This window comes from Actinocatenispora comari (assembly GCF_017312725.1).
In the GTDB taxonomy this organism is placed as follows: Bacteria; Actinomycetota; Actinomycetes; order Mycobacteriales; family Micromonosporaceae; genus Actinocatenispora; species Actinocatenispora comari.
In genome coordinates this window covers 36,960-60,480 of the sequence record NZ_BOPO01000084.1, presented here as the reverse complement: position 1 = coordinate 60,480, position 23,521 = coordinate 36,960, and the positions used below count along the sequence as shown (strand labels likewise).

Below are 23,521 nucleotides of genomic sequence, written 5' to 3'. Positions count from 1 at the left end.
CGTTCACGCAGCCACCGTGGCACCCGCAGCGTCACCTGCTCCCAAGCGCCCACGCTTCACCGCAGCGCCCGTGCCTGTCGCGGGGGCCGCGGCGGCATTGTGCGTGGCCGCTGTCGCCACCGCGCGTCTTGGTCTGGTCCCGTTGCTGCCCGTCGCCCTTGCCACCATCGCTGCCGGAACAGCACTCACGATCAGCGATCTGCGCGCTCGCAGACTTCCCGACTGGTTGATCGCGCCCATTTTGATCGTCTGGATGGCCACCGCCACGGCCACGGTGGTGCTGCGGATGCCAGACGCCCTCACTGCGCTGGTGCGGGCCATCATCGCCACCGCCGCCGTGTCCGTCGCCGTGCTGTCACTCGCGCTGATCCGGTCCGGGTTCGGATTCGGCGACGTCAAACTCAGCGGAACCCTCGCAGCAGTCACAGCGTGGGCCGGTATCGAACACCTGATCATGCTCATTGCCGCCTTCGCGGGGCTGTCGCTGATCGCCGCAACACTTACGTGGGCCCGCACCCGGAACCTGCACACCACGATCCCTGCTGGGCCAGCCCTGTGCGCCGCCGCGATCATCGCGATCCTCATCTAACCCCACGGAAGTCTCTGCACGTCCTGCAGAGGTGGGGTGGCCGACGTGATGATCGCGGCATCGCCTCAAAGTCGGCTGGTGGCAGGTAGTCGGCCGAGGATGGGGATCGGTCGAAACGCTTCGGCGTGTGCTGCGCCGATCCGGTGGCCGTGGAGACGGCTGAGGTTCTCAGCCATGGGGCCGAAGTGGCCGGCGATAGGTTGGGATTGATGAGCGCGCAGCGCTCCTGCCTTGGTGTCGACGGTGCTGGTGATGTCGATGATGATGGGCAGGTCGAGTGGCCGTCCGGCCTTGTCGAGGTTGTTGTATCCGTCGCAGGTGTAGACACGGCAGGGGCGGCCGGTGGCGATGACTGGCTCGGGGAGCGCGTCGGTGAGGGCCTGGGCTGCGGCTCGGTGCTCGGGGTGGATGTCGTCGGTGGAGTGGGTGATGACGACCTCGGGCCGGCGGGCGACGAGCAGGTTGGCGATCGTGGTGGGGTCCAGCCGTTCGACCTGGTGGAGTCGCGCACCGAGGATCGATGCAGCGGCGGCGGCTTCGGCGTCGCGCACGTCGTCGTGGTGGGCGACGACGATGGTGATCTCGGCGCCGTCGGCGGCATGTAGGGCGAGGGTGCCGCCGGCCCAGAGTTCGGCGTCGTCGGGGTGGGCCATGATGGTCATGATCGATGTGGTCACCATCTGCCGAGCGCCTCCACCACGTCCGCTGGTTTGGGCAGCAGTGGGCTGGGCTGTCCGGTCGGGGTCAGGGGCACGTCGAGGGTGTGGTCGAGCTGAATCATCTGCCGCCACTTCAGGGCTATGTCGTACTGGTCGCTAACGAGCCGGCCGCGGCCGGAGGCGAGTCGGCCGGAGGCGGGAAGGTCATCGAGGGTGAGGCCGCCGGCGAGAAGCTGCGCGGCGGTTTTCGCGCCGACACCACGAACACCGGGGATCTCGTCGGCGGGGTCGCCGGCCAGCGCCCGGTAGTCGGCCCACTGGGCTGGCGTGACTGCGAATCGGTCGTAGACCTGCGCCGGGTCGACGAGGCGTTTTCCGGCCCGGAACTTGGTGTTGAGGACGCGGACCCGGTCGTTGATGAGCTGGTAGTAGTCCCGGTCGCGGGACATGATCAGCACGGGTCGCGGCGCCGGGGTGGCGGCGACGAGCGCGGCGATTACGTCGTCCGCTTCCGCGGTGTCGATTTCGATCCAGCTGATGCCGCACAGGTCGAGGCCACGTTGCACGTCGGGCAGGTACTGCAACGGTTCCAGCGCAGCGTCGTCGGTGGGCCGGGACGCTTTGTAGCCGGCGTGTTCTTCCTTGCGGGCGGCGCCGCCGTGCTCGCCGTCGAACACCACGATGACCTCGGGCGATCCGCCGGGCACCTCCTCGCGGATCGCGACGCGCAGCAGCGCGAAGAACGCGAACAGCCCGGTGAGAGTTCGCGTCTTGTCGCGGGAGTAGATTGCCGCCGGGAATCCGAACGTGCCGCCCCACAGCAGGTTGTGGCCGTCGACCAGCAGCAGCGGCGGCGCGCCGTCGTCTGTGCCGGGTTGGAGCGGGATTGCGGTCTGGTGGGCACGCGGGACGCCCATCAGCTCACCACCTTAAGAAGCAGGTCAGCGATGTGGGTGGGCCGATAGTCCCGCGCGCGGTAGTAGCCAGCCCATGAAGTCGCTTTGCAGCGTACCGGGTCGCCCAGCAGAGTGTGCACGGCCCGCCACAGTCCGGTAGGACCATCTGCGTGGGGGACGGTGATGCCTCCAGCGTCGGTGAGGGCGGGCAGGTTGCCGATGTCGTAGCTGACGACCGGTGCGCCGCCAGCGAGAGCCTCCAGTGCCACGAGGCCGAAGGTTTCCTGGTGGGAGGGGACCACCACGACTGCGGCGCCGGCGAGCCACGGCGCAGCCTGGTCCCACGGTTTCGGCGGGACGATCGCGGCACCGGAGATGCGGCTGGCGCGCTCCAGACACGTGTGGAGGGTCTGGTTCTGGCTGCCGGCCTGAGCCTCGAATCCGGCGCTGGCGAGGGCTATCTCGATCGGGCGGTCGAGCTGGGGGTCGACCGACAGCAGGTCGGCGACGCCCTTCTCCGGCCCGAGTCGGGCGAGGACGCGGACCGGCCCCTGCTCGCGGAGGTGTTCGCGGTTGGCCTGGTCGGGGCTGGTGGGGTCGTCGAGCAGTGCGTTGGGGACGATCTGCCAAGTGCTGGTGTCGTAGCCGCGGTCGGTCGCCTGGTCGAGGACCGTGGCGGACGGGGCGATGACGGTGGTCGCGCGGGGAAGGGCAGCGGCCAGGTCGGTGTCGTGTCCGACGACGTGCGCGGCAAGGACTCGGCGGTCGGGTGATGCCGGCGGCATCACCCGACCCAGGCCCCAGAGCGCGTCGACGTAGATGGCGGTGTCGACCTGGTGCGTGGCGTAGAGGTCGGTGAGCTCGGCAATCAGGTCGTCGCCGGCGAGATCGACCTGCCGGCGCAGTTGCTGGTCGCTGCATGGTTGCGGCAGGTGCAGGGTGGTGAGGCGTTCGACCGCTGCGCCGCGGTAGTGCGGTGGTGCGGCCGGGTCGGCGGTCACGATGACCGAGCGGTGTCCACGGGCGGTGAGCCCGGCGACGGACGCGGCGACGGATCGTTCCATTCCGGCGGGGGCGTTGGGCCGCCAGGAGACGAGGACGAACGCGATGCAGGTCATGGTTGAACCTCGTGAGGCAGAGTGAGTGGTTCGGTGGCCTGGTCGTCGGGAAGTGTTGTTTCCCACGGGAAGTGGACCCAGTCATCGACGGTCCACACCCACAGGTCGGGCTGGTAGCGGGCACCGGCGTTGCGGCACAGCACCGCGGTGCGCACGACGGCGCCGGACGCAAGGTGGGGGGCGAGGTCGGGGAGGATCGCGTCGAGGGTGGCTCCGGTGCCGCAGATGTCGTCGACCAGCAGCACGGTCCCGTCCAGGGTGCGGCCCGCGAGCCGGGCGGCGAGCGGTTCGCCGCTGTGGTCGACGGTCCCGGTGGCCTGCTCGTACAGGTCATCGGTGGCGTTGTGGCGGGCCTCGACGTGCCCAAGCGGGATGCTGAGCGTGGCGGCGATGACCTCGGCGAGGGGTAGCCCGCCGTGGGCGATGCCGATCACCGCAGTGGGCGGCCCGTCCCGGTCGATGACGGCGGCGGCGACCAAGCGGGCGGCGGCGAAGAACGTCTCGCGGGACAGGGTGAGGACCCGGCGGTGCTCGAACACCCGGGCAGGCTGGTCCACGGGGCTGGTCGTAGCGCTGCTGGTGTTGGTCATGCGGATCCGTCCCGTCCGGTCAGGGCAAGGTCGGCGACGCCGGTCAGGGGGCGCAGTCCGGTGATGTGGTGGGCGGTGGGGTCGTTGCGCCAGACGTGGCTGTCGGCGCGCACGACGGTGAACCCGGCGGCGGCGTTGCGGGCGCGCAGCCGTACCCGCAGACTGGCCGGAACGGTGAGGCCGTCGAGGACACGGGTGGCCCGCTCGTCGGTGAGCATCTGGCCAGTCAGGGCGGCGCCGGAGCCGATGGGCAGCATCTGGAGGAAGGTGACGCTGGCGGCTCCGACCTGGGCGGCCAGATCAACGATCTCTTGCGCCCGGTGGGCGGTGGAGGCCATGAGCACGGTCTGGATCTGGACGGTCAGGCCGGCCTCGGTGGCCGCGGTGATGCCGTCGACGGCACGGCGGAAGCTACCGTCGCCGCGGATCCGGTCGTGGGTGCGGGTGTCGGGGCCGTCGAGGCTGACTCGGATGCCGTCGACGGCGGGGGCGAGCTCGGCGGCGCGGCGGGCGAGGTGCCAGCCGTTGGTGGTGACCGACACCGCGGCGCGCCGGCCGCCGGCGATGGTGTGGGCGAGATCGGGCAGGTCGCGCAGCAGCAGCGGTTCTCCCCCGGAGATGTCGACACCGAGGATGTCTGCATCGGCGAGGATGCTGGCCGTGCGAGCGCGCTGGGCGGGCCCGGCTTCGCGGACGCTGGCGTCGTCCAGGCACTGAGGGCAGGCGAGGTTGCAGCGCACGATCGGCGACCAGCAGATGCTGACCGGCATGTCGCGGTCCAGATGAGCCGGGACGGCGGGAGGCAGCGCGGTCACGGCGGCCGCATCGAGGTGATGCCTTCCCCGCGTGTACGGGGCCGGGGCGAGGTGGGTGAGACCGGTGACCGGGTCGTGGAGGAGCCGGCCGTCGGCGCCGAACACGCGGGTCATCGCAGGGCCTCGCCCTCGGCGAGCAGCCTGCGGGTGCGGGTGGTGAACTCGCCGCGGCGGCCGGTGGGCGCGGGCTGGGTGAGCAGCTGCCGGTAGTGGGCCAGGCGGGGTGGTGCGCTGGCCAGCTTGTGCTGCCACTGTTCGTCGGCGTCGGGAGGGTCGATGTGGTGGCCGCGGAGCTGGCGCAGGGGTGCGAGTTTGCAGCCTGCCGCGATGAGCATCGCGCCCATGTGGGTGTCCTCGGCGCCCCAGCCGATCTCGGTGAATCCGGGGTCGAAACCGCCGACGTCGATCAGGGCGTCGCGCGGGGTGGCGACTAGCGCGGTGACGGCCATCCGTGGCAGATCCCAGTCGTAGTAGGCGCGGCCGTGGCCGAGTTTGACGAAGTCGTCGGTGTCGGCCAGCGGGTTTGCCACGAACGCCTGGTCGTAGACCTGCCCGCTGTAGAACATCGGTTTTCCGGCCGGCGGGGTCCAGTGGGCCCGGTAGTCGGCGTGCAGGTCTGGCTCACCAGCGGGCAGGATCGGCCGGCCGTCGGGTCCCGGGGTGTAGGGCACGTTGTGGCGGAAACCGACGAGGACCAGGTCGTCGGCGCCGCGGATGGCGACGTCGGCCAGCGCGTGGGCGGGCAGCACCATGTCGCCGTCCATGTGCAGCACGGTGGGCGCCTCGGCCAGCAGCAGGCCGGCGTTACGGGCGGCAGCGCCGCCCACCGGGCGGGGCAGCCGGATGCCGATATCGACGGCGGGGTGGTCGCGGATGATCGCGGTCGTCTGGTCGGTGGAGGCGTCGTCGACCACGATCAGCTGGGTGCTGGCTGGGGTGTAGTCGCGGGCGGCGTTGAGCGCGTCGAGCACGGTCGGCAGGCAGTAGGCGTTGTCCCGGACGGGGATCACGATCGAAAGGCGGGACCCGCGGCCGAGGGTCGGCGGTGTCGGGTCGTGCCAGCAGAGCCCGGTGCGGCACTCGAACCGTTCGACGTGTGGCCGGTAGTCGTTGTCGTGCTGTGCGATCGCGTCGCGCAGTGATCGGGTCATGGTCACCATCCCCAGTCGGTGAGTACGGCGGCGGCCTGCGGCCAGCCGTGCGGGTCGGGTATCCAGCGGATGCGAGGCCGGCCCGGGTGGGCGAGCAGGTCGGCCAACAGCACGAGGTAGACAGGTTCGGCGATCACCAGCACCTCGTCGGGCACGCCGGCGGCGAACTCGGCCGCCAGAGCCCGGGTGACAGCGGGCCGCAGGAACGCGGCGCGGGCCGGGTCGAGGCGCCGGTCGTACCAGACCAGCGGGGTGTCCGCGGCGATCAGGCCGTGTTCGGCGGACAGAAACCGGATCCGGGCTCTCCGCTGGGGCCGGTAGCCGAGCCGGTTGCGCAGTTCGGGCACACAGCCGCCCTGGTATCGATCGAGAGCGGGCAGCGGTCCCCGTTGGACGCTCTTGCGGTTGGTGCAGCCGGCGATGATCAGTCTTTTGGTCGGGGTGATGCCGCCGGCAACATGCGGCGGCCGTGCGCTGGCGATGCCGGCGGCATCAGGAGCGGCGGAGGTGGGTGCCGTGGTCATGCGGTCTTCACCACCCGGATGCCGATGCCAGGCGAGGACAGTTCGGCCGGCGCGCCGTTGAGGAACGTGCACTGGGCGTAGAGCGGCTTCGAGGCGTACGACCCGCCGCGCAGCATCCGGCCGCCACCGAGCATGGTGCTGGAGGTCCACTCCCAGACCAGACCGGCCAGGTCGTGCACGCCCTCAGGGGTCGCTCCGGCGGGATGCGCGCCAACCCGGCCTGGCCGGTCGGGCGCGCATCCGGCGCCGGACAGCTGGGCCAGAGGCGGCGCCCACGGTTGATTGCCCCACGGGTAGAGGCGCCGGGCAGGGCCGGAGGCGATCCACTCCCACTCCGCGGAGGTCGGCAGCCGTCCGCCGAGCGCGACAGCGAGCCGGTCTGCCTCGGCGTGGTCGGCGCCGGTGATGGGCAGATCCGGGTCGCTGCTGGACCAGCCGAGCTGGCCGTAGGTCAGCACGGTGGCGCTGACCAGCAGATCCCGGATCGGGCGCGTGCGCTGCGCGTCGCCGTACAGGCAGGTGCCACCTGCCACGGGGATCCACCGCAGCGGTTCGCCCGTCGGGTTGACCACGGTGCCTCCGTTCATCCGTCGATGAGGAACAGGTCCTCGGGGTTGGTCAGCTGCGGCGGCCGAATCGCCGACTTGCGAGGGTGCGGGGAGAGATCGATCGAGCGCAGCGCCACGGCGATGCGGTCGTAGGCGGACTCCGCGGCGTCGGCGTCCGGGGCGAGGGCAAGGTAGTTGTCGGCGAACCGCACGATCCGCAGCTCGTCGAGCTGCCGATCGACCTGGGCAAGCCGAAGGTGAAACACAGCCGGCCAGAGTCCCGTTCCAGGTACGAGCGGACTGGGCAGTCCAGACAATGCCCGGCCGAACAGGCTCAGGAAGGACCCGTCGGTGACGTGCTCGGCGAGCCAGTCCACGAGCTGGTCCACGCGCCCGCCGGTCGACGCGCCGGCCACATCCACGTCAGCGGCCCACCGATTCCCGGCCCGGCGGTGAGCATCGGCGTGCCGCTGGGCCGTGATGCGGTTGCGGCCCGGCCGGTACGCCGACACCCAGTCGGCGAGTACCTGGTCGAGGATCGGGTCGAGCGCGGTACTCATCGCCCGATGCACGATCCGGTCTTCCACGGTCGGGATCGCCGCCGTGAACACCTTGCCGGTGTAGGACACGATCTCGACAGGCCGGATGGGCGCGGGATGCCAGTCACCGCAACGGATCCGTTCCGAGAGCTCCGCCAGCCGCCCCCGTAACCCGTTGCGGTAGGTCGCCCACGAGACGCCGTCGCTGCCGGGCGCGCCGGCGCGCCGCATGCATCGCCGCGCCGCGCGCATCAGGTGCGACACGTCCAGCAGGTAAGGCATCAGGGAGTGCGCAGCGCGCCGAGTATGCGGTACGCTGGCGCCTGCCTGGACGGCAGGAACGATCCCATCAAGCCTGTGGATCATAGGGCCGCTTCCCAACACGCGCGGCTCGCTTCGATCGGAACGACGGCCCCGTCCAGGCCTCGGTAGCGTTTCATCGGCCACGTTGGTCTCCCCACAGCAGTACGTGCAGCCGCGGCGTGAGGTTCCAGCCCAGCGTGATCACCTCGTCGGCGATGCGACGAGCGCGGTCGATGACCACCCGCGAGGTGGTGCCTTCGGGCATCACCCAGATCGGGTCGAGCCCGTAGATGTGTTGTAGCTCAGCGATTTCGCCAAGATCATCCACAGTGGACACTACGAATTTCCACACCGCTTTGCCGCTCGCCGCAAGGGCGTTGATCGCGCTGGGGTTGATGCGGCGGTTGCGGTCGCGGTCCGCGGCGAAACCCGCCAGCTTGACCGAGACGTTGAACGCCGACACCGCCTCCGCCAGGGCAGGTGATGGTGCGATCGTGCCGTTGGTCTCCACCTCAACCTTCCGGCCGTGCTCGGCCAGCCGCGTCACCATCGGCAGTAGCTGTTCCTGCTGAAGCAACGGCTCCCCGCCGGTGACGACCACCAGCCGCGCAGAGTTGCTAAGCACCCAGGAGGCGACGTCGTCGGCGCGCCGGCGGGTCGACTCGGCACGCAGATCGAAACGGGTCGTGTCCCAGGTGTAAGGGGTGTCGCAGGCCGGGCACGACAGATTGCAGCGAGACAGCCGCACGAACAGCGCCTGCTGCCCGCAGCTGGGACCCTCGCCCTGCACGGTCGGCCCGAACGTCTCGGCGACCAGCAACGGCTGTACCGTCGCCGCGGTCACCGGTCACCACCGCCCACAGGCGGTGTGTATTCGGCGAAGGTTGCTGCTGTCTCCGACACTCGTACCGACCCGATCGTTACGCCGTCGTGGAGCGGCAGATGCTCGACGCACCAGTCGTAGAAATGCCGGGCCAACCGTTCGCTGGTCGGCGGGATGTCAAGGACGTCGTTGAGGTTGCGGTGGTCGAGCTGGTCGTCGATGTAGGACCGCAACGGTGACAGGTCGCCGAAGTCGACCACGAAACCCGGCGGCACGAGGTCGTCGGCCGCCAGGACAACGGTGACCTGGTAAGAGTGGCCGTGCGATCGGCCGCACTTGTGGCCCTCGGGCAGACCCGGGAGGTGGTGGGCGGCCTCGAAACTGAGGGTCTTCCCGATCCGGTAGCTCATGCCAGCCCCCTTCCCGGCGCCTCGGCGTAGCCGGTCGGGTCCTCGACGCCGGCCACCTGGAACGCCTCGGCGCGCTCGACGCAGGTGCCGCAGGTGCCGCAGTGCTGCTGATGCCCGCGGTAGCACGACCAGGTCGCGGCGAAGGGGACGGACAGCTCGGCGCCGAGCCGGACGATGTCGGCCTTGGTCATCGCGATGAACGGCGCCGCCACTGCGAACCCGTCGGTGAGGAACCCGTCGTTGGCGACCAGCACCGCCCTGCGGATCGCGTCCACAAACTCCGGTCGGCAGTCGGGGTAGATGGGATGGTCGCCGGCGTGGGCGCCGAACGCGACCAGATCGGCGCCGGTGGCGACGGCCAGACCGATAGCGACGTCCAGCAGCAGAGCGCTGCGGTGCGGGACCACCGTCGTGCGCATCGATGTGTCGGTGTAGTGGCCGGCGGGCACTTCGACGTCGGGATCGGTGAGCGCAGATCCAGACAGCAACTTGCCCACGCTGGTCAGGTCCACGGTCTGGTGCTGGGCGCCGAGCGCGGCGCCAACCAGGGCGGCGTAGTGCAGCTCGATGCGGTGCCTCTGGCCGTAATCGGCCGACAGCAGGGTCAGCTGTGCGCCCAGCGACTTCAACCAGTAGGCCAGGACGGTGCTGTCCAGCCCGCCGGAGGCGATCACGACCGCGTGCCGCGGCAAGCGTGCCAGCGGCTGAGGCTTCGCGGCGGGGGTGGTGGCGGTGGCGGTCATCGCGTGAGCCCTCCCGAGCGCATTGTGGGTACCGGCGCGAGGGCGAGGTATTCCGCCCGTGCCTGGTGGTCGGTGCGCAGAAGGCCCCGCCACGTCGTGGTGACGGTCTGCGCGCCGCGCGCCTCGATACCCCGCAGCGTCATGCACAGGTGCTCTGCGACGACCACGACACCAACGCCGCGAGGCGCCAGGGTGGCGTCGAGACAGTCGGCGATCTGGTGCGTCAGGTCTTCTTGCACCTGCGGGCGCCGCGCGAAGTGCTGGACGAGCCGGGCCAGCTTCGACAGCCCCACGATGCGGTCGCCCGGCAGGTATCCGACGTGCGCGACGCCGACGAACGGCAGCAGGTGATGCGCGCAGATTGAAGCGAACGGGATCTCTCGCGCTATCACCAGCCCCTGGTCCTCCGTGGTCGGGAACGTCGTCCACTCGAACTCGGCCGGCGACAGCAGCTCGGCGTACGCCGCAGCCATGCGCTGGGCGCTACGCCGTGTCGACTCCGTGTCGGCCGGGACCCCGAGCGCGGCGAGGAAATCCTCGGCGGCCAATTCAGCAGCAGGCAGGTCGATGCTCTTCAGCACCCTTGGTTGCTGCGCGGCGAGAGGGATTGTTGTCACGATGTCCTCCGATGAGGTCCACGGCGGCGCCGCGGAGTACGTGTGGGTTGGTGTTGCTGGTTGCCCGTGAGCTGGTGGGATTACCAGGTGAGTAGGTCGGCGGCGACGAGGCTCGACCACGCCGCGGTCGCCGCGACGGGCGCGGGGTTGCAGGTCGTGTCGGCGGATGGTCAGCGGGAGGGCGTTGACTTGACCGAGGTCGGCCAGGACGTAGTCGAGACCGCGGCCGCCGGCTGATGGTGTCGGTGGTGCTGTACCGCGCAGCGCGCCGGCCAGCAGCCGTACCAGCTCGACGCGCACTGCGGACGGGGTGATGGAGAGGCTGCGGAGGTCGTCGACAGCACCGGGCCACACCAGCAGGTCGGCCGACCCGCTCGGGAGCCCGCGCTTCGGCCGCAACGGTAGGGGACAGTCGGGCAGATCTAGCCATCCCGACACTGCGCGAAGTGTGCGGCGCAGGGTGCGGGCCGGGTTGCCCAGCCGGGCGGCGCGGTACGACGCGGTACGGCAGTCCCAACCTGACGCGGCATGCGCCATCAGCCGGCGCCACACCGTGATCGGAGCCAGCACCGCCTCCGGCACGCCGCGCATTCCGGCATAGACCGGCACCGACACCGGATCCTCACGCCAACCGGCTACCAGACCACTCAACGACGCCCGCAGTTCCGCCACACTCAGCACATCCGCGGCTCGCTCTTCGTGGCCGAGGGTGATGCCGTCGGCATCACCACTCAGTGATGCCGTCGGCATCACTGGCGCTGGCTGCTCGGAGGGTTCCGCCGCAGCATCGGCGGACGGGGTCTCCACGGTGTCCTCCGGATCGGTCGGGGCAGGGGCGGCCTGAACCATCGGCTCTCCTCTCCGGTCAGAGCAGCAAGTCCGCGCTGATGCGGCGGTGGTCGGATGGGCACTCGGCCGGGGTGCGGCCGGGCGGGATGTGCACCTGGTAGGAGCCGCCGGCCAGCCCACCGGCGCGCAGCCAGACGTCGTTGATCAACATCCAGTCGTTGACCAGCTCCCCGCCGGTGTTGATCTGTTCGTTGGTGGTCGCCCGGTACGCCAGCTCGGCCGGCGCGCCGCCGGCGTAGGCGAGGTCGGGCAGGGCGTGCCAGACGCGGCCGGTCTCCCGCCGGTCGGTGCGCTCGTCCCAGCCGCCGATCAGCAGGCCCAGCGCCCGGGTGTCGGGTCCCCACGTACCGTCGACGTCCTGCCGGCCCTTGTACGCACGCCGGTGCTCGGGGACCGCGGTCCAGTCCCGCTGCGGCAGCAGCTGCCCGTCGGCCGTGCAGTTGAGGTCGCCGGCGAGCAGGACCGGCAGTTGGCTGTCGCCGTACGGGGCGAGCTGGCGGGCGCGGGCGAGGCGGGCGTCGCCGTCGACGGGCGACCATTGGTCAACGATGATCGCGAACCGGGTACCGCTGCCGCGCATCACGAACCGGCCGAGCTGCCGCTTGTCGGCGAACTCGATCTCGTTCCAGGATTCGGGGGTCAGAACGGTCGGGTCGTAGAGGATCGCGGAGGCCATCGCGCTGGTTCCCAGCAGCGCCGCGTACGGCCGGCCGAGCGCGGCGGACAGCGCGTTGGTCGCCTGGTACAGCGGCGTGCAGCCGCGCCGGTGCCAGTACTTCGCCTCGTTCAGGAGGATCACATGCGGGACGCGGCCGGGGTGGAACGCCTCGACCAGGCGGTCGAAGTCGTACCGCCCGTCCGAGGACAACCCGCCGGCCTCGTAGTTGAACAGGTCAACCGCCAGCCGGTGCACACCGTTCGACGTGGTGGTGTGGTGGGCCGGCGTTGAGGCCGGCTCGGTGGCCGGGCCGCCCTGGGTGGCGGCCCGGCCAGCGAGCATGGAGTGCATGGTTCGCCTTTCGGTACGAGGTTGGTCAGGCCGGGTCGCCGGCGGCGCCGGCCAGATCGGTGATCGAGGAATCGCCAGCGCCCGGGACACGCCACATCCGGTACATCGACCCGCCGCCGGGCAGCAGCAGCTCGTCGCGCCCTCCGTCCAGCGGCCGGTACCCGTGCGTCCAGTACAGACGGGCGGACCTTTTGTTCGAGGCGACCAGGTAGGCCGGGCGGCCGGCGGCATCGAGGTGCCAGTGCCACTCGCGCAGCAGCCGGCCGCCGACCCCGGCGCCCTGGTGGTCGGGGTCGACCGCGAGGAACCCGAGGTAGTCGTGCCTGGTGTCCGGGGTGTGCTCGTGCAGCAGGTGCTCGAACCGCTGGAACCGGTGCAGCCGCTCCGGACCCACCGCACCGGCGAGCCGGGTGTCGTAGTCGGCCGGGCCAGGGTCGCCGGCGGGGTACCACAGCGCGGCGCCCACGATCGCCTGGTCCTGATCATCGAGGGCGACCTGCACGGCCGTGCCGTGCTCGACGGCGTGCTCGACGTGGAGGCCGAGGTAGCGCCGCATCACGTCGGAGCGTTGCGGGGTCTCGGGTACCAGCCACGTGTTCGCGTCCAGATGGAAGAACGCGCGGTCGATCAGGTGGGTGATCGTGTCGCGGTCGGCGGTGGTGGCGTTGCGTACGGCGGTCATGCGAGCGCCCCTTCCGTCGGGGCTGCTGCGAGGTCGGCGTGCTCGCCGAGGCCGATGCGCATCCAGGTGCCCGGCCGTACGCGGCGCAGGACGATGCCGGCCACCGATAGCACGACCAGCAGGGTGAACGGGATGCCTGGGATGATCCAGCGCAGCGGGTCGTCGGCCGGGACGCCGAGCATCATGTCGTAGTTGATCACCGACAGGACGACCATGGCGCTGAGCAGTACGAACGCGACCAGGGGCAGCACCGCTCGGACGGCGACCGATTCGGTGTCGTGTTCGCCGGCTCGACGTCGACGGCGGAAGAACACGAACACCGACAGGCTGGTGAGCGCGAACAGCAGCATGACGGTGAAGCCGCCGCCGGTGCCGAAGTAGTAGAAGAGCGTGACCACCGGGTCCCAGCCAGCGAGGTACCAGATCAGGATGACCACGAGCGCGATCACGGCCTGGACGAGTGCGGCGGCGGCGGGGACTCCGTTGCGGACCGAGGGCTGCCCGATGCGGCGCGGTACCCAGACGCGTTCGCGGCCACCGGCGAACAGGTATCGGTTGCTGATCAGCGCGAAGGTGATGAGCGCGATCAGCACGCTGGTGCCGAACAGGGCGTTGGCAACGTCGATCACGACCGGCCCCACGTAGGGGCGGGCCAAGTTAAACAGGAATTGCTGCGTCTCGGTCTGCGCGCGATGTACGACGTTGTCGTCGCCGGCCGCCTGGCTGATCGCCCACGTGGTGACCGAATACAAGCCGGTGATGATGATCATCGCAGTGGTGGTGGCGCGGACGGTCGCGCGCGCCCGGTTGCGGGTCTCGGAGGCCATCACGACCCCGGACTCGATGCCGACGTAGGCGAGGAACGCGATGCACATGGTGGTGGCCGCGCCGCCTCCGGTGCCGCCGAGCAGATGTGTCGGGTCGAGCGTGCCGAACTGCGGATGTCCCTGATACGGGTGCGGGATCAAGAAGGCGTCGAACACGACGACGAGCGCGACCTCGGCCAGCATCAGCAACGCGACGAACCAGCCGGTGACCTTGATACGGGTCAACCCGGAGATCAGCACGATCAACCAGGCGATGAGCTGCACCTGCAACGTGGTGACGTGCAGCCCGGTCCAGTCGGTCACCCGCCCGGAGACGAACGGGCCGATCATCCCGTACAGGCCGACTTGCAGCGCCATGTAGGCCAGGTAGCAGATCGGGCCGGCCGCCAGCGCGATCGACCGCGACAGGTGAGCGATCATCCCGTAAGCCGCACCCGGGTTGACCACGCGTTTGCTCATCGCGAGGTAGCCGGGCAGGTACATGCCGATCACGCCGGCCACGACCAGGAACGCCCAGGGCACGGCGGTGATGTGGGTGACCGCCCACATCGTGGTGACCACGCCGACCAGCACCGTCCACGGTGCCTGGCTGGACATGATGAACACGGTGGGATGCACCGTGCGGAGCTGATCGGGTCTGAGAGCGGTGAGAGCCACTGCGTCTCCTTCAGGGGTGAAGGGTCACCTGCCCGGAGGGCAGGAGGTCAAAGGGGTGTTGCAGCGCCGTAGGCAAACGCGGCGTGCGCGTGGTCAATCAGCTGTTGCAGCGGGGCGGGCAACTGCGGCAGGTACCGGCCGAGGTCGTGCCGGTAGGTGGTCGAGCGGCGCAGCCGGCCCGACAGCCCGACGCGCTGCATCAGTCCGGCGATCACCACGTCCGGGCCGTCTAGCGGCTTGTGCTGCGACAGCAGCCGCGGAATGCGGACCTCGGCGTTGAGCGCGGCGCCGGCGTACCCGTCGACCGCGACCATCCGGACCCGCTCGGCGCCCAGCAGCGGCCGGTAGACCTCGCGGCGGGCGACTCCGGCGTCGATGAGCCGGCGGGTCAGCAGCTCCTCGACCTGGTGGTCCAACCACAGCCCGGTGGTCTGATGGTGCGCCTCGGTCTGCTCACCGGACAGCTGGATGATCCAGTCACGGGCGCTGCGCGGCTGCCGGAACGCCAGGACACGCTGCGCGACCCACACGTGCGCCTGGTCGGGCAGGCGCAGCACCGACAGCCCGCCGTCGAGATCAGTGCGCCGATCGATGAGGATCGCGCCCGGTACCGTCCGGTCGCGCCGGCTGCCGGCCGGGACCGGCGTCGACACCGTGTCGTCCTGGCAGGTCGCCCAGCCCTCGATCATCAGTTCGGCGAGCACCGCGGCCACCAGCACCATGCGCAGCGTCTCCGACCGCGCCTGGTGCCGACCGGTGAACGGGTCGGTCAGGATGCGCAGCAACTCGCCGGCCACACCCCACCGGCCCAGATCGCGGCGCTGCTCGCGCCGCAGCGACTCGAACACCACCGCCAGGCGGTCCAGTTCGCGCCGCTCGGCGGCCATCGCTTCCCGCGAGGTCTGTTGATGCGGCTGGTGCTGGTAGTCGGTCACCGCTGCGCACCGCCCGCCGCCCGGTCGAGGGCTCCGGTACCGGCCGACACCGCGGCGGCGGCATGGGGGAGACGCGGCCGGACGGGGCCGGCCGGTACCGGAGAGGGGGCGGGAGCAAGGTCGTTCGGCGTCAGGTGCCTGCCGCGCGAGGGCGGAAGGCCGGCGCTTCCTACTGCCGCCACAGCGTCACCTCGCATGGCTCTGCTGGTGCTGCGAAGGTGATCTCGCCGTCGGTACGCAGTCTCTCCGGGCACGCGTAGGTCGGCCGAGGCACATGGACCCAGCTCTCCCCGACCGGACGGATCGACTCGGAGCAGTATCGGCACCGAGCGGGTGTCAAGTGCGTCCAGCTCCACGTGCCGTTCAGCAGTGCGAGCTGGATCGGGCGGAAGCAGTGTCGGCACGAAGGGAACTTGGCGGTCGCTGCCGGGCCGGTCGGTGGAAGGTAATCCAGCGCGGCGCTCATGGCCTGCCTCCGACCGTTGTTCCAGCCGCGGACGGCGCGACGCCTCGTACCTGCATCGCGAGTCGGGTCGGGAAACAGGGCCACGCCTGACCGCAGCATTGGCACCGAGAAAGGCCACCGGGCCGGCTGTCCGGATAGACGCGTCGGCGGTGGGTGCTGAGGATGCCCGCGGCGTTCGTGACGTCCTCGTCGTTGATGTGGTCACCGAACGCAACGCTCATGACCCCGTCGCCTCCCGAAACTGGCGGTGCTGTCGCAGTGGACTGGCTCGTGACTCCGCCGCCCCTGGTTTGGAGCCCGGGAGGCGGCAGCGACCCCTTGTGCACCACCGCCTCCCGGGGGCCTTCTGCTCCGTTTCAACGGAGCCATGGCGCGGAAGAAGGGCAGAGTCGCCCTTGTTAAGTCGTAGGTAGCATCACGCCAGACGTGTCCGAAGAACCCGTCTTGGTTGTACATCACAGTGGCAGCGTCCTGACGATCTGTCAACCCCGACCGCGAGCCGTTACACTGTAACGAGAGCTAGTCACAGAGCAGGGGATTGCGTAGGATTGCAGCGCGAGACTTCGCGGTGCCCCTGTCCAGCTCCAATCGGAGGGGAGACCGGCCCGTGACGACGACTCAGGAGGTGCCGATGCCGGCGGTGACCGGGCCAACCATCCCGCGGTGGCGTCTGGGCGAACAGCTCTCAGAGCTCCGGAAGCGCGCGGGGAAGGAGCCGACCGACGCGGCGAAGGAGATCGGCTCGTCGGAGTCGAAGATCCGCAAGATCGAGGCCGGCGACGTCCCCATGAAGCTGTCAGATCTGCGCGTCCTGTTGGACTTCTACGAGGTCGCCGATGCTGACGTCCGCGCCGATCTCCTGAACCTTCAGCGGCTGGGCAATCAGCGCGGCTGGTGGGCCGGTATGGGGACCGTCACCAGCTCGTACTCCACGTTCCTTGGGCTGGAGAGCGCAGCGACCCGGATGTGCGTGTTCGAACCACTGATGATCCACGGCCTGCTACAGACCGAGGACTACGCACGTTCGATCGCTCGGCTGGGCCTGAACATCACGCCCGAAGACGTCGAGCGACAGGTGCAGATCCGGATGGGCCGGCAGAAGAATCTGTGGGACAGCGACGAACCCCCGGTCATGGAGTTCATCCTGGACGAGGCGGCGCTCCGACGGCCGATAGGTGGCCGTGACGTCATGCACGCACAGCTCCTGCACCTCTTGGAGATGAAGGACCGCTGCCAGCTCCTAGTCATCCCTCTCCGAGGCGGCGCGCACCACGGCCTGCTCGGGGCGCTGACGATCTTCGAGTTCCCGGAGCGGCTGCACTCGCCCGTCCCATATGTCGAGGGCCAGGCAGGCAATCTCTATCTGGAAAAGTCTCCAGACCTGTCGCGGGCTACCCTGACATTCAACCGCCTCACCGCGGCAGCGCTCAGCCCGGCCGACTCGGCGGACCTGATCGCGGACATCGCGGCGAGGGACCCCTTGATCAAGTTGGAGCCGGGATCGTGAACATCGACCTCACCGGCGCCGTGTGGCGCAAGAGCAACAAGTCCGCGAACAACGGAGGCTGCGTGGAAGTAGCCGACCTCGGCCAGGCCATCGCTGTACGTGACTCAAAGAATCCGGATGGCGGCGTGTTGGTCTTTACCCCGCACGAGTGGGACTGCTTCCTCGACGGAGCCGAGAAGGGGGAGTTCCGCCGCAACGGCTAGCCTTCGTCGCTCCGCTGACCGGCCGACCAAGGCGTCGTAGGTGCGCCGGCGGCGGTTGCTGTGGTGGTGCCGGCGGAATCACCACAGCAACCCTAGCCTGCGGGCGTTCTGGTTCTCGTCCGTTGTTCAACTGTCAAGCAACGTGGCCATGGACCAGCCGTCCTGAGCGGTACGCCTTCCAGCGTTGCGAGGCTCCGCTGGCTGTGGGTAGTCGCGCCCAAATGAGCTAGCTCGACCGTGACGTACCCGGTGTATCGGCATTCTGCTGTTGTTCGAGGCGAACTTGGGCCCAGCGTTGCGCGACGCGGGCCAGTTCGTGTTGTCGGACATGTGCGCTGGTGGCCGCGTGTCGCGTCCACAGGCCGGCAGTAGCGGCTGCCATGGCGGTGATGGCATCCGGTGGTGCCGCCGCGTAGACAGGAACAGTGTGTGCCCACTGTTCGGCCTGTTCAGGCGTGTGGCCGGCGTCGATGAGACGGATGAGGCAGAGGGCGGTGTCGACCCACGCGGCGGCGCGGGCGGGCCATGCCCAGTCGACCAAGTGGGCGTTGCCGTCCTTGATGAGCCAGTTCTGCGGTACTGGGTCGGTGTGGATGAGGGTGTGGCCGTCGATCAGGGCGGGAGCACGCTGTTCTTGCTGTGCCAGCAGGGCGAGGTGGCTGCGGGTCCAGCCGTTCAGCCAGGTCGGCGGGTGATCGAGGAGCTTGCCCCATCCGAGTGGGTAGGCCCAACGGACCGCCAGAGGCTGTACCGGCTCCAGGGGGCTGGGCGTCAGACGCGCCGCGTTCTCGGTCAGGGCCGCCGCCAAGACCGCTAGGTCGCCCGAGCCGAAATTCAGGTCGGCATGGCGGCCGTCAAAGTGTTCTAGGCCTAGGACGAGCCAGCCGGTGTTCTCGACCGTCCAACGCAGGCGAGGTCCGACGCCGGCGGCAGCTGCCCGCGCCTCGGTGCGGTGCAACCACGCTCGTGGATGATCGCCATGGATCGCTTTGCAGAAGACGAGTTCACCTGTGCTGGTGTGCAGAGTGGCCGTCATGGCCGAGGTGGCACCGGCGGCAGCGGACTCGGCCTTCACGACCCGTCCGGTGTGTTCCTCGACGGCGGCTCGAACTGGCGCGGGCAGCTGTTCCCAGATCACGGTCCCCACCTGATGTGCCTCCTCGCAGTGTGCGGACGGTGCCCCGACTGCACTGCAGGCGTGGGCCGGGGCGTGGTCCGGGTGTCGGCAGGTTACGGCACCGGTGTGCTGATCACGGGCTGTTCACGCATCCGGCGTGGCACTGGGAGCACTTGCCTGTGCCGGAGCCGCCGCCACCGTTGCATCGGGTGGCGACCGGGGTGGTAGGCGTCCACAGTTCGATGTCGACGTGGTGCCCCGTGGCGGTCAGGGCGACGATCGTGTCCCGCAGCGCCCGATGGCCCACCTCATCGTCGACGGGTGTGACGGGAGGTTCGTCGTCGGGGACGTGGTGCAGGAACCGTCCCGCGATCTTTCGGCAGAACCGGGCGTAGTCGCGGGTGTAGAGGATGAAGGTGTGCCAGCCGATGTCGACCATCAGCGACGGCGCGAGCGGGCGGTCGCTGTGGGCGCAGGCGTACAGGAAGGCCAGCGCCTCGGTCATGATCCTCTCGGCCAGCCGGCTGTCTACGCCATGTTCGGTGACGATACGGCGGGCGAGCTGACCGAACAGAGCCGGCGAGATCAGCTCGCGGGCAGCGCCCGGATCGGCGTGTGGGGTGGTGACGGCGGGTGCACTCATCGGTATCTCCCCTCAGCGGGTGGTCTGGCCTGAGCCTGCCCGTACCGTTGCCGAGTCAGGAATGTCCTGATGTGGAACCGGTGTGGAACTCGTGCTGCCCTGAGGCGTTTCCTCGTGGTTGCATGGTGGGGTGACGGCGGGGCCATGGACAGGACGGGAGGCAGCGGCGCTGCGGACAGCGGCACGGCTCAGCGTCCGGGGGTTCGCCGAAACATTGGGGGTCTCGGCAAGGACCGTGTCGAAGTGGGAGGCCGCCGGCGCCGAGATTCGCCTTCTCCCGCTCAGCCAGCAGATCCTGGACACGTTCCTTGCCCGCGCTCAGGAGACGGTGCGGCAGCGCTACCGGGAGCTGACGGCGCCAGCAAGCACTGTGGCCGGCACCGGGCTGGTGCCTGGCGCCTGGGACACCGAGGCATGGGTCGACGATCTCGACCGGGCATTGGCCGCTCTGGCGCGACAGGAGTTCCAGGCGGCGGCAGCGTTGTTGGGCCGGTGGCCAACCTGTCGCCTTCCCGCTGGCGCGGATCCAACCACCCTGTATCTGTGTGGACGGGGCCTGAGCCTGCTCGGGGACCTGCGCCGCGACCGCGGGCAGCTGGTCGGGCCCGCCTCGGCGACCGTCGCTTACCGGCAGGCACGCGAGATCGCGGTCGCTCTAGGGGCAGGGCGGCGAGTCGCGCAGGCTGAACTCGCGCTGGCCGTGATCACCGAGATGCGCGGGAGCCTGCTCGACGCGGCGCGCGCCTACCGGAGGCTGGCCGACGACGACCGGCTTACCCGCCGCGACCGCGCCCGGGCGCTGTTGTGGGTTGGCACCGCCATCGACAAGCACGGCGAACACGACCTCGCCGCGCGGGCGATAACCACTGCGACTGCGGAGTTCGAAGCGCTGGAGGAGACCGGCGATTGGTGCGTCGGCCGGCAGAAACTCGCACTTGCCGCCCGCAACGCCGGTCGCCTGGATGCGGCTCTGCGACACATCGGTCAGGCCGTCGAGTACGGGGTCGACGAGACCCCGCTCCAGCAGGTTCGCCTCCATACCGCGCGGGGCCATATCCTGCTGACAGACGCCGGCACTCGGAACGAGGGCCGGCGCCTACTGGCCGCGGCCGAACACACCGCCACGCAGCACGGGCTTGCCCATCAAGCCAACGCCATCCGCAGCATCTGTTCCCGTTCCAAGGAGAGCCGTACCGCATGAGCCCCGAGGTCACCGACGCCGACTGGGCCGATGCCCGCATCCTGTGGAACTACCACCAAATGGGCCACACCCCGCGACCGGTCGATGCCGGGATCGTGTTGGGATGCCACGACCTCGGCGTCGCCGACACCGCCGCCACGCTGTGGCATGCCGGGCTGGCGCCGGTGCTGGTGTGCTCCGGCGCCGACAATCCCACCAGGGCCGACCTCTTCCCCGACGGGGAGGCCGCCGCATTCGCCGCGCGGCTCATCGAGCTCGACGTAGACCAAGCAGCGGTGCTACTGGAGCCGCACGCGACCAACACCGGCGCGAACATCCGCCTGTCCCGCAACGTGCTTGCCGCCGTGGGCGTGCACGCCGCTTCGCTGATGATCGTGTCGATGCCCTACATGCAACGCCGCGCCTTTACTACCTGCCGCGCCGTGTGGCCCGAAGTCGATGTCGTGTGCGCGGCCAACCAAACCAGCCTGGACGACTACGTCAAGACCATCGGCGACGACCACTTGGTCCTCGACCATCTCGTCGGCGATCTGCAACGCATCATCGAATACCCCGCCCGCGGCTTCGCCATCGCCCAAGACATCCCGCAGCCGGTCACTGACGCCTATCGGCGGCTGATCGCGGCCGGTTACACCCGTCGCATGCTAGGCGCCTGAACCGTGCGGCGGCCGGTCGTGGCCATCCACCAGCCCAACCTGCTTCCCCGGCTGTCGACCCTGGCCAAGTTGGCCGCCGCCGATATCTGGATCGTGCTCGACGACGTCCAGTTCACTGCCCGCGACTACCAACACCGAGCCCGCCTCGCTCCCCCGCACACACCCGACAAGCCGCAATGGCTGACCATCCCCGTCCACCGGCCATACGGCCGTGCCACCCGCATCACGGAGGTCCGCATCGCCGACCACACGATCGCCGAACGACGACTGACACTGCTCAGCGCACAGCACTACGGACGTAGCCCAGGCTGGCCCGACGTTCGCGCCATCATCGCCGCCACCCTCGCCGAACTCAACATCAGCAAGTGGATCGCACCGGTCGCCGAAGCCTCTTCCCTGGCCCTGTTAACCGCCGTCGGCTGGACCGGCACGATCCGCCACAGCTCCACCATTCCCGCCAGCAGACAACGCAACCAAAGGCTGGTCGACCTCTCAGCCGCCGTCGGAGCCGGCACCTACCTGTGCGGCACGGGCGGCGCCCGCTACCTCGACCCACTCGCCTTCCACGACGCCAACATATCGGTCCAGTTCACACAGCCCCCCGCCGGAACGCACTGCCGACACGCCGCAATGCTCAGCAGCATCCATCACCTCGCCGACCTCGGCGCCTGCGGTGTCGCGGCAGGCCTGGGCATGACCCAGCGACCGCGGTCAGCTCGGTGACCCGGGCGCTCCTGCGACGCCGAGCTCACGACTCGTCGCTCAAAAGGCTTGCTGACCGAAGGGACGTGCAGCTTGCCGTCGGAAAGTATGGACGCACGGCTCGCACTGATCGACGCCAGCCTCCGCGATCTGGAACAGGCCCGTCGACTCTGCCAGCACGATGCTGCGAGTAGCAGACGGCATGGAATCACGGCGGCTGGCCAACCGGATCGACACCGTGCTGGGCACACTGACAGCACACCGCAACACCACCGTGGTCGACGACCTACTCAGCCAGGCCGCCGATCACGGGATGTCGAGGGGGGACCGATGAACTGGATCGTGCACAGCGAACGTGACCTGTACAAGGACCGGTGGGTCCACGTCGCCTCCGCCGACGTCGAACTCCCCGACGGACGCCACCTCGACCACCGACTCATCCACACCGCCGCACCCGGCGCCGGCTGCGTCGTCATCCAGGACAACGCCGTACTCATGCTGTGGCGACACCGATTCATCACCGACACCACCGCCTGGGAAATCCCCCAAGGCAGCATCAGCCCCGGCGAAGACCCCGCTGACGCCGCCGCCCGCGAGACCGAAGAAGAAACCGGCTGGCGACCCCACCGCCCCCTCACACCCCTCATCTACGCGCAGCCCTCGCCGGGGCTGATGACCTCCCAACACCACATCTACCGCGCCGACGGCGCCGACCACATCGACCCACCCGAAGACGCCTTCGAATCCGACCGCATCGCCTGGATCCCCCTCGCCGACATCCGATCCCTCATCGACAAACGCCACATCGTCGCCGGCACGACCCTCGCCGCCCTGCTCTACCTGCTCAGCAAGCCCAGCACCCGGCAGCATTAGCAAACGTGCTGAGGGCTACGCCAGTACGCAACGCCCCCGACCGCTACGTTGGAACGGATCCGCGGCCTGAATCGGGGCCAACTTCGCTCGCGTCGTTCGAACGCCGCGTCCAGCAGGGCACGTCCCCTGCGAGCACTACAGCACACCGCTCTCCGATGCGGAGCTTTCGAGGCCGCCTCAGGCGCGCCCGGTTAATCGCGGCCCGGAGTCGCAACATGGCCGACAGCATCACGCCGCCGTGATCGACTCGTGCGGGTGGACTCCGCTTACGAAACCGAACATACGTTCGAATACCTAGGTATGGCTGACGTCGCCGAGCTGCGCAAACTCATCGACGATCGGCAGATCGAGCGCGGATCCTCGGCGGCCGGTCTGCGCCGGGACCGCTACGGTCGCCGCTTTCCGGCGGGCTGTCTCGGCAGCGGGCGACCGCGATCACCGGAGGGATCGGGACACTGTCGTTGGCGATGATGCTGGCCGCGGCCGGAACCGATCACGGCGGATGCAGGCCGTCGTCGGGATCCCGTACTGGGGTGGTCGCCCCGCAGGAGTTGGGGGTGGCGGCCGAGCGCACCGTGCCGGTACCCGAGCCCGGTTGACACTGGGCGGCGGTCGTGTCGGCTCCGGCCCGCGAGATGCGGAGGTAGTGACGGCCAACCATGCCATTGGTGCAGCGGATGCGCATGCGGTTACAGGCCCGCGTCCGGCAGGCCAACTGCTTGCTGCAGATCCTGAGTGATCAGTAGCGCGAGACCGCAGTGCGTTGTCGACCACCGAACGCCGCTGGAATGGCATTTACCCCAACGGCCGTAGCCGACGTGCCCGCCGGGAACTGACATCCACGCCGCACCCCGCTCCGCCCGGCCAGC

27 protein-coding genes are annotated in these 23,521 nt (G+C 69.6%); 8 read left to right on the top strand and 19 right to left on the bottom strand.

Annotation, left to right across the window (positions count from 1 at the left end; genetic code table 11):
* Nucleotides 1-103: 103 nt before the first annotated feature.
* A complete protein-coding gene (locus NUM_RS21795) occupies nt 104-589 on the top strand; it encodes a prepilin peptidase (RefSeq protein ID WP_207126757.1) in 486 nt (161 codons plus the stop codon).
* Nucleotides 590-654: 65 nt separating this feature from the next.
* Here NUM_RS21795 and NUM_RS21790 read toward each other — a convergent pair whose 3' ends face one another.
* The 17 genes from NUM_RS21790 to NUM_RS21710 form a co-directional block, all read right to left on the bottom strand.
* Nucleotides 655-1,269, bottom strand: a complete 615-nt coding sequence (locus NUM_RS21790) for a PIG-L deacetylase family protein (protein ID WP_207126756.1) — start codon at nt 1,267-1,269, stop codon at nt 655-657.
* Nucleotides 1,263-2,165, bottom strand: a complete 903-nt coding sequence (locus tag NUM_RS21785; protein WP_207126755.1) for a 5'-3' exonuclease — start codon at nt 2,163-2,165, stop codon at nt 1,263-1,265. Before NUM_RS21785 ends, NUM_RS21790 begins: the two co-directional genes overlap by 7 nt.
* On the bottom strand, nt 2,165-3,262 hold the full coding sequence (locus NUM_RS21780) for a glycosyltransferase family 4 protein (RefSeq protein WP_207126754.1): 1,098 nt from the start codon (nt 3,260-3,262) through the stop codon (nt 2,165-2,167). Before NUM_RS21780 ends, NUM_RS21785 begins: the two co-directional genes overlap by 1 nt.
* On the bottom strand, nt 3,259-3,852 hold the full coding sequence (locus NUM_RS21775) for a phosphoribosyltransferase (RefSeq protein ID WP_207126753.1): 594 nt from the start codon (nt 3,850-3,852) through the stop codon (nt 3,259-3,261). The genes NUM_RS21780 and NUM_RS21775 overlap by 4 nt, the downstream gene beginning before the upstream one ends.
* On the bottom strand, nt 3,849-4,781 hold the full coding sequence (locus NUM_RS21770) for a radical SAM protein (RefSeq protein WP_207126752.1): 933 nt from the start codon (nt 4,779-4,781) through the stop codon (nt 3,849-3,851). The genes NUM_RS21775 and NUM_RS21770 overlap by 4 nt, the downstream gene beginning before the upstream one ends.
* A complete protein-coding gene (locus tag NUM_RS21765) occupies nt 4,778-5,818 on the bottom strand; it encodes a glycosyltransferase family 2 protein (RefSeq protein WP_225918757.1) in 1,041 nt (346 codons plus the stop codon). Before NUM_RS21765 ends, NUM_RS21770 begins: the two co-directional genes overlap by 4 nt.
* Before the next feature lie 2 nt (nt 5,819-5,820).
* A complete protein-coding gene (locus tag NUM_RS21760; protein WP_225918756.1) occupies nt 5,821-6,342 on the bottom strand; it encodes a hypothetical protein in 522 nt (173 codons plus the stop codon).
* The gene (locus tag NUM_RS21755) at nt 6,339-6,929 is read right to left on the bottom strand and encodes a formylglycine-generating enzyme family protein (protein ID WP_207126751.1); all 591 of its coding nucleotides are present in this window, start codon (nt 6,927-6,929) and stop codon (nt 6,339-6,341) included. Before NUM_RS21755 ends, NUM_RS21760 begins: the two co-directional genes overlap by 4 nt.
* A complete protein-coding gene (locus tag NUM_RS21750) occupies nt 6,926-7,813 on the bottom strand; it encodes a reverse transcriptase domain-containing protein (protein WP_225918755.1) in 888 nt (295 codons plus the stop codon). Before NUM_RS21750 ends, NUM_RS21755 begins: the two co-directional genes overlap by 4 nt.
* Nucleotides 7,814-7,865: 52 nt before the next feature.
* On the bottom strand, nt 7,866-8,576 hold the full coding sequence (locus NUM_RS21745; protein WP_207126750.1) for a 7-carboxy-7-deazaguanine synthase QueE: 711 nt from the start codon (nt 8,574-8,576) through the stop codon (nt 7,866-7,868).
* A complete protein-coding gene (locus NUM_RS21740) occupies nt 8,573-8,965 on the bottom strand; it encodes a 6-pyruvoyl trahydropterin synthase family protein (RefSeq protein ID WP_207126749.1) in 393 nt (130 codons plus the stop codon). Before NUM_RS21740 ends, NUM_RS21745 begins: the two co-directional genes overlap by 4 nt.
* Nucleotides 8,962-9,708, bottom strand: coding sequence for a 7-cyano-7-deazaguanine synthase QueC (gene queC, locus NUM_RS21735; RefSeq protein WP_207126748.1), 747 nt, complete (start codon nt 9,706-9,708; stop codon nt 8,962-8,964). Before queC ends, NUM_RS21740 begins: the two co-directional genes overlap by 4 nt.
* A complete protein-coding gene (folE, locus tag NUM_RS37835) occupies nt 9,705-11,174 on the bottom strand; it encodes a GTP cyclohydrolase I (protein WP_308440584.1) in 1,470 nt (489 codons plus the stop codon). Before folE ends, queC begins: the two co-directional genes overlap by 4 nt.
* Nucleotides 11,175-11,190: 16 nt before the next feature.
* Nucleotides 11,191-12,174: an endonuclease/exonuclease/phosphatase family protein gene (locus tag NUM_RS21725; protein WP_207126747.1), complete on the bottom strand. Its 984-nt coding sequence runs from the start codon at nt 12,172-12,174 to the stop codon at nt 11,191-11,193.
* A 34-nt stretch (nt 12,175-12,208) separates the two neighbouring features.
* Nucleotides 12,209-12,865, bottom strand: coding sequence for a GNAT family N-acetyltransferase (locus NUM_RS21720; protein WP_207126746.1), 657 nt, complete (start codon nt 12,863-12,865; stop codon nt 12,209-12,211).
* Nucleotides 12,862-14,241: an APC family permease gene (locus NUM_RS21715; protein ID WP_263975136.1), complete on the bottom strand. Its 1,380-nt coding sequence runs from the start codon at nt 14,239-14,241 to the stop codon at nt 12,862-12,864. Before NUM_RS21715 ends, NUM_RS21720 begins: the two co-directional genes overlap by 4 nt.
* Nucleotides 14,242-14,396: 155 nt before the next feature.
* Nucleotides 14,397-15,284 (bottom strand): GPP34 family phosphoprotein, encoded by an 888-nt coding sequence (locus NUM_RS21710; protein ID WP_207126744.1) that lies wholly within the window; start codon nt 15,282-15,284, stop codon nt 14,397-14,399.
* Between the two features lie 1,073 nt (nt 15,285-16,357).
* On the opposite strand from NUM_RS21710, the gene NUM_RS21705 reads away from it, so the two are divergent.
* Together NUM_RS21705 and NUM_RS21700 are read left to right on the top strand one after the other, a co-directional pair.
* The gene (locus NUM_RS21705) at nt 16,358-17,257 is read left to right on the top strand and encodes a helix-turn-helix domain-containing protein (protein WP_225918754.1); all 900 of its coding nucleotides are present in this window, start codon (nt 16,358-16,360) and stop codon (nt 17,255-17,257) included.
* Nucleotides 17,251-17,460 (top strand): DUF397 domain-containing protein, encoded by a 210-nt coding sequence (locus NUM_RS21700; protein ID WP_207126881.1) that lies wholly within the window; start codon nt 17,251-17,253, stop codon nt 17,458-17,460. The genes NUM_RS21705 and NUM_RS21700 overlap by 7 nt, the downstream gene beginning before the upstream one ends.
* A gap of 226 nt (nt 17,461-17,686) precedes the next feature.
* On the opposite strand, the gene NUM_RS21695 is transcribed toward NUM_RS21700, so the two are convergent.
* Together NUM_RS21695 and NUM_RS21690 are read right to left on the bottom strand one after the other, a co-directional pair.
* The gene (locus NUM_RS21695) at nt 17,687-18,598 is read right to left on the bottom strand and encodes a hypothetical protein (RefSeq protein WP_207126743.1); all 912 of its coding nucleotides are present in this window, start codon (nt 18,596-18,598) and stop codon (nt 17,687-17,689) included.
* Nucleotides 18,599-18,710: 112 nt separating this feature from the next.
* Nucleotides 18,711-19,220, bottom strand: a complete 510-nt coding sequence (locus NUM_RS21690; RefSeq protein WP_207126742.1) for a glycine-rich domain-containing protein — start codon at nt 19,218-19,220, stop codon at nt 18,711-18,713.
* Between the two features lie 235 nt (nt 19,221-19,455).
* Here NUM_RS21690 and NUM_RS21685 point away from each other — a divergent pair, with 235 nt between their 5' ends.
* From NUM_RS21685 to NUM_RS21670, 5 genes are all read left to right on the top strand, one after another.
* Nucleotides 19,456-20,421 carry a hypothetical protein gene (locus NUM_RS21685; protein ID WP_207126741.1) on the top strand — a complete coding sequence of 322 codons (966 nt, stop codon included), beginning with the start codon at nt 19,456-19,458 and terminating at the stop codon, nt 20,419-20,421.
* Entirely contained in the window at nt 20,418-21,077 is a 660-nt protein-coding gene (locus tag NUM_RS21680) for a YdcF family protein (RefSeq protein WP_207126740.1), read from the top strand. The genes NUM_RS21685 and NUM_RS21680 overlap by 4 nt, the downstream gene beginning before the upstream one ends.
* Before the next feature lie 18 nt (nt 21,078-21,095).
* Complete coding sequence (locus NUM_RS21675) at nt 21,096-21,800, top strand: WbqC family protein (RefSeq protein ID WP_207126739.1); 705 nt, start codon at nt 21,096-21,098, stop codon at nt 21,798-21,800.
* Between the two features lie 181 nt (nt 21,801-21,981).
* Entirely contained in the window at nt 21,982-22,113 is a 132-nt protein-coding gene (locus NUM_RS37700; RefSeq protein WP_263975134.1) for a hypothetical protein, read from the top strand.
* Nucleotides 22,110-22,652: an NUDIX hydrolase gene (locus tag NUM_RS21670; protein ID WP_207126738.1), complete on the top strand. Its 543-nt coding sequence runs from the start codon at nt 22,110-22,112 to the stop codon at nt 22,650-22,652. The genes NUM_RS37700 and NUM_RS21670 overlap by 4 nt, the downstream gene beginning before the upstream one ends.
* The last annotated feature ends 869 nt before the right edge of the window (nt 22,653-23,521 follow it).